Source organism: Sphingomonas sp. (genome assembly GCF_013812825.1).
In the GTDB taxonomy this organism is placed as follows: domain Bacteria; phylum Pseudomonadota; class Alphaproteobacteria; order Sphingomonadales; family Sphingomonadaceae; genus Sphingomicrobium.
Window position 1 is genome coordinate 1 of sequence record NZ_JACCSU010000081.1, and the last position, 12,533, is coordinate 12,533.

Sequence of the window (12,533 nt, forward strand, 5' to 3'; positions counted from 1 at the left end):
GCGTTACAACGCGACCCGCTAATCGGCGGCGATCGGTCTTCCTTTCGGCAGCATTTGCCCGATCCAGGCGCCGAGCACCGGCGCGATCACACCGGCGACAATCATCCATGGCGGGTGGGTGATCAGAACCAGGTTGAGGATCGTCGCGGCGAGGACGAAGACGGCGATCGCCCAGCCCGCCCACCGCTCGCCCGACACTCGAATCGCCACCCAGCTGCCGGCGACCGCTCCCAGGAACCAGCCGATTGCCGGCCAGACCAGGGTCTCGAACGGCAGCGTCTCGGAACTTCCCGAGGTCATGTCGTAGCCAGCCGGCGGCGGGAATAGCTGGTTGCCGATCGCTTCGACCGCGGCGATCGTGATGAGTGCGACCGCTAATCCGGCAGCGAGCCCCGCGAGAGTTCGAATCATCTTCCCAGTTCCCCTGTTGAACGGAGTGCCGTTGACTCAATGCATCGGCGCGGCCAAGGCTCCGCGCCGTCTCCGGCCCCTGGGCCGGAAGGCCGCGCGGGAGAGTGCGCTTTGCCTCGCAAGGGCAAGTCGCCGCCGAAGGAGCAACCGCCCCCGGAATCTCTCAGGCCAAAGGACCGCGCGCGCCTGACAGTCTGGAAAGCGTTCCGGCCGTCAAGGCCGGGGCCACCGAAGGTGCAACCCCGGATCGATTGTCCGGGGGAAAGCTCTCAGGTCACAGTGACAGAAGGGGGCGATGGGCAATGCGCGGCCTTCGCGCGTTGGCTGTCGTCACCTGTCGCTGGAGCATTCCGATGAGCCGAGAAGTCCATTGAGCCGGGAAGTTCACGGGGGCCCGACCGACGAGCACCAGGCGCGTGGCGAGCCTTTTCGCGGCGATCCCGACGGCGGCGAAGGCGTGCCGGCCGAGCAAATCCAGACGCTTGCGCTCGACAGCTGGCATCGTTCCCAAGGCGCCCGGATGGTCCCGTTCGCCGGCTATGAGATGCCGGTCCAGTACGAGGGCATCATCGCCGAGCATCTGTGGACTCGCGAAAGCGCCGGGCTGTTCGACGTCAGCCACATGGGCCAGCTGCTGGTCCACGGCAAAAACGTCGACGCCGCGCTCGAAACGCTGCTGCCCGGCGAGCTCAAGATGCTCGGCGACATGAAGCTGCGTTATTCGCTGCTGCTCGACGACCACGGCGGGATCATCGACGACCTGATGGCGACCCGCCGCGGCACCGACTTCTACCTGGTCGTCAACGGGGCCACCAAGCATTCCGATCTCGCCGTCCTCGAGCAGCGGCTGCCGCGCGAAGTGGTGGTCGATCACATGAAGGAGCAGGCGTTGCTCGCCCTCCAGGGCCCACGAGCCGTCGAAGCGCTCGACAAGCTCGCTCCGGGCGTCGGCGAGCTCAGCTTCATGGAGGGCGGCGCGTTCCGGATCGAGGGCCATCCGGCGTGGATCAGCCGCTCGGGCTATACCGGCGAGGACGGCTTCGAAATCTCCCTTCCAGCAGTCGCGGCCGCGGCCTTCGCCGACGCACTGCTGGCCGACGATGCGGTCAAGCCGGTCGGCCTGGGAGCGCGCGATTCGCTTCGGCTCGAGGCCGGCCTGCCGCTCTACGGCCACGACATTGACAGCGAGACGACGCCGGTCATGGCCGGGCTCCAGTTCGCGATCCAGAAACGCCGCCGCGCCGAGGGTGGTTTCCCCGGAGCGCTGCGGATCCTCGCCGAGATCGAGAACGGCCCGCCGCAGCGCCGGGTCGGCTTCGAGGTCGACGGACGCCAGCCGGTGCGCGAGGGCGCCCGGGTGCTGGACGCCGAGGGCAATGAAGTCGGGCGGGTGACCAGCGGCGGCTTCTCGCCTTCGCTGCAACGGCCGATCGCGATGGGCTATGTCGCCAGCCACCTGGCCGAAGTCGGCAGCGGGCTGAAGCTCGAGCAGCGCTCCAAATTGTTCGATGCGCGCGTCGCCCCGCTGCCGTTCGTCCCTCACCGCTACCACCGCAAGGGAGCCAGCCAATGAGTCTCTATTTCACCCGCGAGCACGAATGGATTCGGGTCGAGGGCGACGTCGCCACGGTCGGCATCTCCGACCATGCGCAGCAGGCCCTGGGCGATATCGTCTTCGCCGAGGTGCCGGAGGCCGGGCGGCGGGTCGCCAAGGGCCAGGAAGCCGGGGTGGTCGAATCGGTCAAGGCGGCGTCGGACGTCTATTCGCCGGTCGGCGGCGAAGTCATCGAGGGCAATGCCGCGCTCGCCGACGATCCGGCGCTGATCAACCGCGATCCTGAAGGCGAGGGCTGGTTCTTCAAGCTGAAGCTCGACGATTCGGGCGAGGTCGAGGGGCTGATGGACGAAGCCGCCTATCGCGAATGGGCGAAGACGCTTTGAGCGCCGGGCTCGCCTCGACCAGCCAATGGGATTCGGGCGATTACGCGCGGGTCGGAAGCTTCGTCCCCGAACTCGGGATGGCGGCGCTCGACCTGCTCGACCCGCGCCCGGGGGAGCGCATCCTCGACGTCGGCTGCGGCGACGGGGCGCTGTCGCTGAAGATCATCGACCGCGGCGCCGAAGTGGTTGGAATCGACAGCTCGCCCGAGCTGATCGAGGCGGCTCGGGCAGCGGGCGTCTTTGCCGAGCTGATCGACGCCGCCGACATGGAATTCGACCGGTCCTTCGACGCCGCCTTTTCCAACGCGGCCTTGCACTGGATGCTCGACAAGGAGCGCGTCGCTGCCGCCATCTTCCGGGCGCTGAAGCTCGGCGGCCGGTTCGCCGGAGAGATGGGCGGCGAGGGCAACCTCGCCCGGCTGCGCGAGGCGCTCGATGCCGAGCTGGTGATCCGCGGCTACGTTCCGCCGACCGAGCATTCCAACTGGTACCCGTCGCCGGAGGAATTGGCCGCCGTCTATGAAGCCGCCGGGTTCGAGCGGATCGATGCCCGGCTGATCGAGCGGCCGACGCCCCTGGAGCATGGGATCGCCCAGTGGGTGACGACGTTCCGCAAGGGCTGGCTCGACCGCGCCGGAGTGCCCGAGGCCGAACGCTCCGAGATCGGCGCCGCGGTCGCGGCGAGCCTTGCCACCGACACCGCCGATTACGTCCGTCTCCGCTTCGTCATGAGGAAGCTTGTCTGATGCGTTACCTGCCCCTTTCCGACGCCGACCGGGCCGCGATGCTCGAAGTGATCGGCGTCGGGTCGATCGACGAGCTGTTCCGCGACGTCCCCGAAGCGGCGCGATTGACGGACGGGATCGCCGGCCTTCCGAACCATGCCTCGGAGCTGTCGGTCGAGCGGCAGCTGACGGCGATGGCGCGCAAGAATCTGGTTGCGGGCGAGGCGCCCTTCTTCCTCGGCTGCGGCGCCTATCGCCACCACATCCCGGCGAGCGTCGACCACATTATCCAGCGCGGCGAGTTCCTGACCAGCTACACGCCCTACCAGCCCGAGATCGCGCAGGGCACTTTGCAGGTGCTGTTCGAGTTTCAGACCCAGGTCGCCCGGCTGTACGGCTGCGAAGTCGCCAATGCGTCGATGTACGACGGCTCGACCGCCTGCTGGGAGGCGATCGGAATGGCTCGGCGGATCACTCGGCGGACGAAGACGGTGATCTCGTCGGGCCTGCACCCGCATTATGTCGGCGTCGCCAACACCATGGCGCGGTTCACCGGCGATGAGCTCGACACCGCGCTTCCGGAGCTGACCGCCGAGACCGACTCCGAGCGGCTGATCGCGGCGGTCGACGGCGAGACCAGCGCGGTGGTCGTCCAGTATCCCGACATCCTCGGTCGGATTACCGACCTCGCGCCGATCGCGCAAGCGGCTCATTCGGCTGGAGCGTTGCTGATCGCGGTGGTCACCGAGCCGGTCGCGTTGGGGCTGATCAGGTCGCCGGGCGAGATGGGCGCCGACATCGTCGTCGGCGAAGGCCAGTCGATCGGCGTCGGGCTGCAGTTCGGCGGGCCCTATGTCGGCCTGTTCGCGTGCCGTGAAAAGCACGTCCGCCAGATGCCCGGCCGGCTTGCCGGCGAGACGGTCGATGCCGAAGGCAAGCGCGGCTTCGTCCTCACCCTGTCGACCCGCGAGCAGCATATCCGCCGCGAAAAGGCGACCTCGAACATCTGCACGAGCTCGGTGCTGTGCGCGCTCGCTTGGACCGCCCACATGACCCTGCTCGGCGAAAAGGGGCTCAGGCGGTTGGCCCAAATCAATCATGCCCGCGCCGTCGCGGCGGCCGAGCGGCTGGCGGCGATCCCCGGAGTCAGCCTGGTCAACGACGGCCTGTTCAACGAATTCACGCTTCGGCTGCCGGTCGAGGGGCGGCCGGCGGTGCGCGAGCTCGCCGACCGCGGGATCCTCGGCGGGGTGTCGCTCGGCCGGCTCTACCCGGGGGCCGACGCACTGGCGAACGGCCTGGTCGTCGCGGTCACCGAGACGGTGACCGACGAGCACATCGCCGCGTTCGAAGCGGGCCTGAAGGAGGTGGTCCAATGACCGTCAATCCGTCGGGATGGCGGCCCTCGAGCCCCGCCACCGAGCAGGTCACGGGCGACACGACCACCGGCAACCGGGCGCTGATGCTCGAGGAGCCGCTGCTGTTCGAGATCGGCGACACCGAGACCACCGGAGTCGATTTTGAGGACGTTGAAGCCTCGGCCAATCGCCTCGGGGGCCTCGAGCGCTCGCGGCCGATCGGGCTCGCCGGCCTGTCGGAGCCCGAGACGGTCCGCCATTACACGCGTCTGAGCCGCCAGAATTACGCGATCGACCTCGGGCTGTTCCCGCTCGGCTCGTGCACCATGAAGCACAATCCGCGCCTCAATGAGAAAATCGCTCGGCTGCCGGGCTTTGCCGACATCCATCCGCTGCAGCCGGTCGACACCGTCCAGGGTGCTCTGCAAGTCATCAACGAGCTCGCCGAATGGCTGCTCGCTTTGACCGGCATGTACGGAGTCGCCATGAGCCCCAAGGCGGGCGCCCACGGCGAGCTGTGCGGGCTGCTGTGCATCCGCACCGCGCTCGAGGCCCGCGGCGACGCTCGCGAAGTGGTGCTCGTCCCCGAGAGCGCGCACGGGACCAATCCCGCGACCGCGGCCTTTGCCGGCTATCGGGTCGAGAACATCCCCGCGAACGCGGCCGGGCGGGTCGACCTCGAGGCGCTCAGGAAGCGCCTCGGCGCGGGCGGGCGGGACAATGGCGTCGCCGCGCTGATGATCACCAACCCCAACACCTGCGGGCTGTTCGAGCCGGACATGATCGCGATCAGCGAGGCGGTCCATGCGGCCGGCGGATTCGTCTATTGCGACGGCGCCAATTTCAACGCGATCGTCGGCAAGGTCCGGCCCGGCGACCTCGGCATCGACGCGATGCACATCAATTTGCACAAGACCTTTTCGACGCCGCACGGCGGCGGCGGACCGGGATCCGGGCCGGTCGTGGTCTCGGAAGCGCTGTCGCCCTATGGGCCGCTGCCATGGGCGGCGCGCTATCCCGATGGCAGCTACCGCTTGGTCGAGGAAGAAGGCGCGGCCGAAGAGCATCCGCTCGGTTTCGGCCGGATGGTCGCCTTCCACGGCCAGATGGGCATGTTCACCCGAGCGCTCGCCTATATCCTCAGCCATGGCGCCGACGGGCTCCGCCAGGTCGCCGAGGACGCGGTCCTAAACGCCAATTACGTGCTTCGAAGTCTCGAGGACGTGCTCGACGCCCCGTTCGCGGCGAGCGGCCCGTGCATGCACGAAGCGCTTTTTTCGGACCGCGGATTTTCAGGAGGCCTCGGCACCATCGATCTCGCCAAGGCGCTGATCGACGAAGGCTTCCACCCGATGACCATGTATTTCCCACTGGTCGTCCACGGGGCGATGCTGGTCGAACCGACCGAGACCGAATCGCGCGCCGCGCTCGACCAGTTCATCGTCGCGATGCGCTCGATCGCCGAGCGGGCCAAGGCGGGCGACCAGTCCCTCAAAGCGGCTCCGGTCCACGCTCCGCGGCGGCGGCTCGACGAGACCCTCGCGGCGCGAAAGCCGGTGCTCACCTACCAACACCTGGTGCCCGAAGCCGCCGACGAGCCGACTCCGCACGAAAAGGGCGACCGCTGACCATCGGCGCCGCTTCGTGAGCGAGCGCCGCTTCTATGAGGCGCCGGCGGACGACAACGCGCGCCGGTCGGCCCCGGCGGCGCTGCGCAACCGGGAGCCGATCGCCGAGGTCCTGAGCGACTGGCTTCCCGCGAGCGGCCTGGTGCTGGAGATCGCCAGCGGCACCGGCGAGCATGCGGTCTTATTCGCCGAGCGATTCCCGAATCTCGAATGGCAACCGAGCGACATCCACCCGGACGCTTTGGAGTCGATCGCCGCGTGGCGGGCAGCGGCCGGCCTGCCCAATGTCCGGCCGCCGATCCTGATCGATGCGAGCGAGCCCGATTGGCCGATCGAGGCCGCGGATGCGGTGCTCAGCATCAACATGGTCCACATCAGCCCGTGGCAATCGGCGCTCGGCCTGCTCGAGGGAGCGGCGCGCCTGCTGCCGGCGAACGGGTCGCTGATCCTCTATGGCCCGTGGCTGACCGATGCGACCCCGACTGCGCCGAGCAATCTGGAGTTCGACGCCGATCTCAGGCGCCGCGATCCGGAGTGGGGCCTTCGCCGGGTCGAGGAATTTGCCTCCGCGGCGCGCGAGCGCGGCCTCGAGCTCATCGAGACTCGGCAGATGCCGGCGAACAATTTGATGCTGCTTCTGCAGCGCAATTCTTCGGCGCCCCGTTAAAGCTAGTTTTACCATCGGGCTGCTACGGCGGCACCATGGACGAGAGCACCATGAACCAGAATCGACGCTCGCGCCGCTCGAACGTGCTTCTCGCGGCCTCGATCGAGGTGTCGGCAGCATCGCTTGCCGTCAAGCTGCGCAATTTGTCGACCGAAGGCGCGCTGGTCGAAGGTGAAGGCCTGCCGGTCGAAGGGTCCGAAGTGCTGTTCCGGCGCAACGAGCTGAGCGTCAGCAGCCGCGTCGCCTGGGTGGACGGAAATCACGCCGGCGTCGCCTTCTGCAGGCCGATCGCCCAGGAAGACGTGCTCCGCAATATTCCCAAGCCCCGCTACCGTGCGCCGGTCGATTACCGCCGTCCGGCGCTCGCTCGCCGAGAGATGTCGGCCGATGAGCGGCGCCTGGCCGAGAGCTGGGCCTGGACCCCGTGGGGAGACTCGCTCGGCGAGTAGCTTTTCGGCGCCCCGCTGTCGGCGCCGAGTTTACCACCGCTTCGTTGCGCCTTGCGGGAGGGAGGCGTAGCATGTGAGCGAAGGGACATGCCATGCGAGCCTCCGTCAGCTGGACATTTCTGGTCGCCATCGCCCTCGCGGCGCCGGCCGCCGCGCAGCCGGCGACGACGGTCATGGACACAATTCCCGGCCCGCCGGACATCGACCGGACGACGATCACCGAGGACATCGCCTTCCGGAACGACCGCCACGACCGGATGACGATCGCGGTGCGGGTCGGCGGCAGGGGCTATCGTTTCCTCGTCGACACGGGCGCCGACCGGACGGCGGTCTCGACCGCGGTGGCGGCCGAGCTCGGGCTGACGAGCGGCCCAATGGCGATCCTGCACAGCGTCACCGGAATGACCCCCGTGCGGACCGCGAACGTCCCGCACCTCGAGCTCACCAGCACCAGGGTCCGAAGCGTCGAGGCGCCGCTGCTCGAGCGGATGCACATGGGCGCCGACGGAATTCTCGGAGTCGACTCGCTGCGCTCGCAACGGGTGCTGTTCGATTTTCGCTCCCGAATGATCTCGATCGTGCCCTCGGCGCGCCGCATCGAGCGCGAGGACCGCGACGCGATCATCGTTCGCGGCAAGCTGAAGCGCGGCCATTTGATCGTCACCAAAGCGCAGGCCAACGATGTGTCGATGACCGTGGTCCTCGACACCGGCTCGGAGCTGACGATGGGCAATCCGGCCCTTCGAGCCAAGCTCGAGGCGCGCGGCAGGCTCGGCGAGGGAGAGCGGGTCGAGATGATGTCGGTGACCGGCCAACTGCTGGTCGGTGAAGCCTTCACCTTGAAGCGGGTCGAAATCGGCGACGTCATCCTCAAGGATCTCGTCGTCCTGTTCTCCGACGCGCCGATCTTTCGAAGCCTCAACCTCGAGGATCGGCCAGCGGTGCTGTTCGGGATGAATGCGATGCGCGCGTTCGACCGGGTGTCGATCGATTTCGCCAAGAAGCAGCTGCGGATGGTGGTCCCGCAGCAGAGCAGCCTCGATTGGGCGGTGATGGCGCAGCGCCGCAGGGCGCTCGACGGATGGTCAGCGCAGCAGTGAAAGCGCGCGCCTGAACGCCGCTTCCTCGGCGGCGCGGTAGGAGCTCCTGCCGCGCGGCGGGTCCTCGGGCAGGCCGGTGACGAAATAAGCGACCCCGGTGCCGCGAGCCCGGTCGATCCACAGCCCGGACCGCAACCCATAGGCGTCGCCGGCATGACCGACCCGGGCCACCCCGTCGAGTGCCGGGTCGTCGTTACAGCCCCTGGCGCGGGTCGGGATCTGCTGGGTCGCCAGCCCGTAGCTGCAATAGAAGCCTTGATCGGTGTCCCCGTTGCCCCCGTTGAACCGCCACACCGGGGTCAGGAGAGCTTCCACCGACTGCGGAGAGATCACCCGAGTGCCGTCGAGCGTTCCACCGTTGAGCAGCATTCGGCCGATCCGGGCGAGCCCGCGAGCCGAGATCCGGAGCCCGCCTTGAGGCGAGAACAAAGCGCCGTTCTCGCCCAGCCGCCAGCGCGACAGGTCGCACGGCTCGCCTTCCCGGACGAACACCGGGCAGTCGGGGCGCTTGCCGTCGAGGTCGTCGCGCACGGCTTTCCCGTCCTGCATCAGAACCACCGCTTTGACGACCGCGGAGTCGCTGCACGTCGGCCAGTTGAAGCAGGCGTCGAGCTTCATCGGCTCGAGCACTTCACGCCGCATCCAGAGGTCAAATCGCTCGCCGGTCACCCGCTCGACAATCGAGGCGATGATCGGGAAGTTGAGGTTCGAATAAGTGAAATAGCTTGCGCCAGGGCCGTGCTCGAGGTCCCACGAGCTGGGCTCCGCCATGGTCCCCCGGACCGAGCCGCCGAGGGGAATTGCATATTGGTCGTCGTGGTCGCGGACCGAGCTGGTGTGCGACAGCAGCATTCGAAGGGTGATCGGGCGATCGGCGAAGGCCGGGTTGCGCAGGCTCCAGCCGAGCCGCCCCGAGACGTCGCTGTCGAGGTCGAGCTTGCCCTGTTCGACGAGGCGCATCACTCCGATCGCCACCGCGAGCTTGCTGATCGAGGCGACCCGGACCGGATCGTCGGGCGTGATCGCGCGCCCGGTCTTGGGATCGGCGAGGCCGACGGCGAAACTCCCGCGCTCGCCGTTGCGGTCGAAGGCGACCCCCGTCTCGGCCACGGGCTTGGCCCCGGCGAGCGTCGATTGATTGCGGAGGGCTGGGACGCAGGCGGCCAGCGACAGGATCAGCGGCAGGGTCATGAGTCGCATCAAACCTTCGTAGCAACCCGCAGTCAGTCTGTCTGGACTGTTCGCTGGGGCGGGTCATCCGGGGAGTCGAGATTCCAGGCGACCACAAACAGTCCGAACAGCACCCAGAGATGGCGAGCGTCCTCGAACGATCCGCCAAGGCCTTCGTAGCCAAAGGCGACCAGGAAGGCGAGGCCGAGGCCGACGATCGCGACGTTGCGGTCGCCGGGCAGCAGCCGCAGCGGAAGCGACCGGCGCAGCACGAAGACGACCAGCGCGGTCAAGGCGGCGAGGCCGACGATCCCGCACTGGACGGCGATGTTGAGAAAGCTGTTGTGAGCTTCCGTGAGCGTCTGGAGGTCGCCGGACGGGCTGAGGTAACGGACTTCGACGGGGTCCATGCCGATGCCGCGGCCGAGCAGTGGGTCGGCGATGAAGTTCCGGACGGCGTCGATCCAGATCATCAGCCGCCCGGCCGGGGCGAGTTCTATGCCCAACGGCAGCTGGATCAGGAACGGCGCCGTCGGGTGGATGATCGGGGTCACCGCCATCGCCACGACGAACAGCAGCGAGGCCAGCAGGCTGCCCCACAGGACCATCGTGGCGAGCGCGGGCCGGCGCTTGCGCTCGAGCAGCCACACCCAGACGCCGATCGCCAGCACGATTCCGCCGAGCCCCGGCGACAGAGTCAGCGCGGCGCTCAGGACAAACCCGGCAAGTAGCCAGGCGAAAAGCCGCCGGCCGACCCAGTCGAGCCGGCGCGCGACCAGCAGCAGCACCAGCGAAACGGTCAAATAATTGCAGGCCATGTTGGCGTTGAAAAACGTCAGCTGCAGCCGCGGATAGTTACCGGGCGGAAGCGTTCCAAAGTGGAAGCGAGTGTAATCGAGGAGAGGGCTGGCGGGATCGACCAGGAAGAGCGCGAGGCTGGCCGCGCCGACCAGCGCGACGACCGCGCTTCCCGCGAGCCACCACTGGATCGCCGTCCGGAAATCGTCGCGGGTTCGAACCAGATTGACGATGATCACCGGCAGGCTGAGCAGGTACAGGTTCTTGAGCAGCGCCGGCGCGCTCCGCATGGGGGAATCCGAAGCGATCACCGAGGCCAGAACCGCGGCAAAATACAGGGCCAGCCACCCAAAAGCCTTGTCCCACGTGAAGGCGGAGCGACCGGTGCCGAGGGCCCACAACCACGCGAGACACAAAGCGACGAACAGGAAGTCGGTCGGCACGGTGATGTAGCCGAGCAAGGGGATCGCCGGCTGCATGAAGGCCAGCGAAAAGATCATCGCCCAGACGAGATTCGATACGACGGCCGGCGGACGCATCCCGCGCCTCTACGGCGGTTGGGTCGTGGAGTCTGCCTTTCCACCCTTCGCGGTGCATTGAAGGAGCTTCCGTGAGTAACTTCCCTTGCGGCTCGCACGGACCGATCCGGCTCCGCGCAGGTTTCTGTTTACGATGTTGGTCGACAAGGCACTCCGGCTGCTCCTGCGGGCCGCTCACAGCTTGCTCAAGCTCAGCTGGTTCGTCCGGCGTCCGAATAGCTTTGGGGTTCATGCTCTGGCGCTGACTCCGCAGGGCAGGGCGATCCTGGTGAAGCTTCGGTACGCACCAGGGTGGCGTCTGCCCGGAGGCGGCAGGAAGGAAACGGAGAATCCTCGGGACGCTGTCTTGCGGGAATTGCGCGAAGAGATCGGGATGACTTCTCATGGAAGCCTCGACCTGGCGTGCGAGCTCGAGGAGGAGGTTGACCACAAGAAGGACTGGGCGTCGCTGTTCATCGTGCGCGACGTTCAATACCGGCCGAAATGGTCATGGGAGGTGGAGGAGGTGATGGAGGCCGACCTCGACTCGCTGCCGAGCGACCTTTCTTCACGGATGGCCGGCTGGCTTGGCGCGCTTCGGCCCAAGCTGTGACGGCGTCCGCTTCCGACCGAACTTCAAGTTCGGCTTTACTCTGCTCGGGCTGCTCTGCCGGGACTAGCTCGCGCGCTGCAGGCAGAACGGGCAATTGGCGGCGAAATGACCCGGGGAGATTTCGACGAGCTGGGGCTCGACGCGTTTCATCTCTTCGTCGTGCGGGACCGGGCTGCGCGGCCAGAAATGGCATCCGGTCGGCGGGTTGAGGGGCGAGGGGGGATCGCCACGAAGCAGAATGCGCTGGCGGCTGCGCTCGACGCGCGGATCGGGCTGCGGGATCGCGCTCATCAGTGCGCGAGTGTAGATATGGAACGGATCGTCGACGATCGTCTCGGCCTCGCCGAGCTCGACGATTCGGCCGAGATACATGACCGCGATCCGGTCGGCGATATAGCGCACCACCGAGATGTCGTGGGAGATGAAGATCATCGTCAGCCCCATCTCTTTGCGCAGCCGTTTCAACAGATTCAGGATCTGCGACTGGATCGAGACGTCGAGCGCCGACACCGGCTCGTCGCACACCACGAAGTCCGGCTCGAGCGCGAGGGCGCGAGCGATCCCGATGCGCTGACGCTGGCCTCCAGAGAACTCGTGCGGGTAGCGCCGCGCGTAGTCGCGCCGCAGGCCGACGCGCTCGAGGTAGAGGCCGATGCGCTCGTCGCGGGCCTTCCGGTTGCGCCATCCGTTCTCGCGGTCGGCCTGGGCCAGCAGTCCCTCGCCGATGATGTCGTTCACCGGCATGCGCGGGTTCAGTGACGAAACGGGGTCCTGGAAGATGATCTGCATCCGACGGCGCATGCGCTTCAGGTCACTCCCGCGCTTGGCAAAGATGCTCTCGCCAGCGAGGGATGCCTCCCCTGATGTGGCGGGCTGGAGGCGGATCAGGGTCCGCCCCAGCGTTGACTTGCCGCACCCCGACTCACCCACGAGGCCCAGGACCTCGCCCTCGCGGATCTCGAAGCTGACGTCGTCGACTGCCTTCACGTCGCCCAGCTTGTGACGAAAGAGCCCGCCGTAGATTGGGTAGTACTTGACGAGATTGTCGACCTTGACGAGCGGCTCGCTGCCGTTGCCGTCGCTCTCGGTGTCGGTCATGGGGTCGGCCTCCCGCCGGAGGCGGTTCGGGCGCCCTCGTCCAGGCGGGGCGCGCGG

At 67.5% G+C, this 12,533-nt stretch carries 13 protein-coding genes and 2 riboswitches; of the genes, 9 read left to right on the forward strand and 4 right to left on the reverse strand.

The features are described 5' to 3' along the window. Positions 1-18 precede the first annotated feature (18 nt). Positions 19-411 carry a hypothetical protein gene (locus tag H0T81_RS10940; protein WP_294012986.1) on the reverse strand — a complete coding sequence of 131 codons (393 nt, stop codon included), beginning with the start codon at positions 409-411 and terminating at the stop codon, positions 19-21. A gap of 87 nt (positions 412-498) precedes the next feature. Then, positions 499-600: riboswitch (glycine riboswitch) on the forward strand. A 4-nt stretch (positions 601-604) separates the two neighbouring features. Further along, a riboswitch (glycine riboswitch) is annotated at positions 605-698 on the forward strand. Positions 699-868: 170 nt separating this feature from the next. Here H0T81_RS10940 and gcvT point away from each other — a divergent pair. From gcvT to H0T81_RS10980, 8 genes are all read left to right on the forward strand, one after another. Further along, positions 869-1,984, forward strand: coding sequence for a glycine cleavage system aminomethyltransferase GcvT (gene gcvT, locus H0T81_RS10945; RefSeq protein WP_294013019.1), 1,116 nt, complete (start codon positions 869-871; stop codon positions 1,982-1,984). Beyond that, positions 1,981-2,352 carry a glycine cleavage system protein GcvH gene (gcvH, locus tag H0T81_RS10950; protein ID WP_294012989.1) on the forward strand — a complete coding sequence of 124 codons (372 nt, stop codon included), beginning with the start codon at positions 1,981-1,983 and terminating at the stop codon, positions 2,350-2,352. The genes gcvT and gcvH overlap by 4 nt, the downstream gene beginning before the upstream one ends. Beyond that, on the forward strand, positions 2,334-3,098 hold the full coding sequence (locus H0T81_RS10955; RefSeq protein WP_294012992.1) for a class I SAM-dependent methyltransferase: 765 nt from the start codon (positions 2,334-2,336) through the stop codon (positions 3,096-3,098). Before gcvH ends, H0T81_RS10955 begins: the two co-directional genes overlap by 19 nt. Beyond that, a complete protein-coding gene (gcvPA, locus tag H0T81_RS10960; protein WP_294012995.1) occupies positions 3,098-4,456 on the forward strand; it encodes an aminomethyl-transferring glycine dehydrogenase subunit GcvPA in 1,359 nt (452 codons plus the stop codon). The genes H0T81_RS10955 and gcvPA overlap by 1 nt, the downstream gene beginning before the upstream one ends. Beyond that, positions 4,453-6,063, forward strand: coding sequence for an aminomethyl-transferring glycine dehydrogenase subunit GcvPB (gene gcvPB / locus H0T81_RS10965; protein ID WP_294012998.1), 1,611 nt, complete (start codon positions 4,453-4,455; stop codon positions 6,061-6,063). Before gcvPA ends, gcvPB begins: the two co-directional genes overlap by 4 nt. Positions 6,064-6,079: 16 nt before the next feature. Continuing rightward, positions 6,080-6,730, forward strand: coding sequence for a DUF938 domain-containing protein (locus H0T81_RS10970; protein ID WP_294013001.1), 651 nt, complete (start codon positions 6,080-6,082; stop codon positions 6,728-6,730). 35 nt (positions 6,731-6,765) lie between these two features. Next, a complete protein-coding gene (locus H0T81_RS10975) occupies positions 6,766-7,179 on the forward strand; it encodes a PilZ domain-containing protein (protein ID WP_294013004.1) in 414 nt (137 codons plus the stop codon). A gap of 92 nt (positions 7,180-7,271) precedes the next feature. Next, a complete protein-coding gene (locus tag H0T81_RS10980) occupies positions 7,272-8,279 on the forward strand; it encodes an aspartyl protease family protein (RefSeq protein WP_294013006.1) in 1,008 nt (335 codons plus the stop codon). Here H0T81_RS10980 and H0T81_RS10985 read toward each other — a convergent pair. Both H0T81_RS10985 and H0T81_RS10990 read right to left on the reverse strand, forming a co-directional pair. Continuing rightward, positions 8,265-9,479, reverse strand: coding sequence for a serine hydrolase (locus tag H0T81_RS10985; RefSeq protein WP_294013008.1), 1,215 nt, complete (start codon positions 9,477-9,479; stop codon positions 8,265-8,267). The genes H0T81_RS10980 and H0T81_RS10985 overlap by 15 nt on opposite strands. Positions 9,480-9,502: 23 nt before the next feature. Then, the gene (locus H0T81_RS10990) at positions 9,503-10,786 is read right to left on the reverse strand and encodes an O-antigen ligase family protein (protein WP_294013011.1); all 1,284 of its coding nucleotides are present in this window, start codon (positions 10,784-10,786) and stop codon (positions 9,503-9,505) included. A 133-nt stretch (positions 10,787-10,919) separates the two neighbouring features. On the opposite strand from H0T81_RS10990, the gene H0T81_RS10995 reads away from it, so the two are divergent. Then, positions 10,920-11,378, forward strand: a complete 459-nt coding sequence (locus tag H0T81_RS10995) for an NUDIX domain-containing protein (protein WP_294013014.1) — start codon at positions 10,920-10,922, stop codon at positions 11,376-11,378. 63 nt (positions 11,379-11,441) lie between these two features. On the opposite strand, the gene H0T81_RS11000 is transcribed toward H0T81_RS10995, so the two are convergent. Further along, the gene (locus H0T81_RS11000) at positions 11,442-12,476 is read right to left on the reverse strand and encodes an ABC transporter ATP-binding protein (RefSeq protein WP_294013017.1); all 1,035 of its coding nucleotides are present in this window, start codon (positions 12,474-12,476) and stop codon (positions 11,442-11,444) included. Positions 12,477-12,533: the final 57 nt, after the last annotated feature.

Coding starts and splice junctions, on each gene's coding strand:
- H0T81_RS10985 (WP_294013008.1), bottom strand. CDS start 9,479: ATGCGACTCATGACCCTGCCGCTGATCCTGTCGCTGGCCGCCTGCGTC.
- gcvPA (WP_294012995.1), top strand. CDS start 3,098: ATGCGTTACCTGCCCCTTTCCGACGCCGACCGGGCCGCGATGCTCGAA.
- H0T81_RS11000 (WP_294013017.1), bottom strand. CDS start 12,476: ATGACCGACACCGAGAGCGACGGCAACGGCAGCGAGCCGCTCGTCAAG.
- H0T81_RS10940 (WP_294012986.1), bottom strand. CDS start 411: ATGATTCGAACTCTCGCGGGGCTCGCTGCCGGATTAGCGGTCGCACTC.
- gcvPB (WP_294012998.1), top strand. CDS start 4,453: ATGACCGTCAATCCGTCGGGATGGCGGCCCTCGAGCCCCGCCACCGAG.
- H0T81_RS10975 (WP_294013004.1), top strand. CDS start 6,766: ATGGACGAGAGCACCATGAACCAGAATCGACGCTCGCGCCGCTCGAAC.
- H0T81_RS10995 (WP_294013014.1), top strand. CDS start 10,920: ATGTTGGTCGACAAGGCACTCCGGCTGCTCCTGCGGGCCGCTCACAGC.
- gcvH (WP_294012989.1), top strand. CDS start 1,981: ATGAGTCTCTATTTCACCCGCGAGCACGAATGGATTCGGGTCGAGGGC.
- H0T81_RS10990 (WP_294013011.1), bottom strand. CDS start 10,786: ATGCGTCCGCCGGCCGTCGTATCGAATCTCGTCTGGGCGATGATCTTT.
- H0T81_RS10980 (WP_294013006.1), top strand. CDS start 7,272: ATGCGAGCCTCCGTCAGCTGGACATTTCTGGTCGCCATCGCCCTCGCG.
- H0T81_RS10955 (WP_294012992.1), top strand. CDS start 2,334: ATGGGCGAAGACGCTTTGAGCGCCGGGCTCGCCTCGACCAGCCAATGG.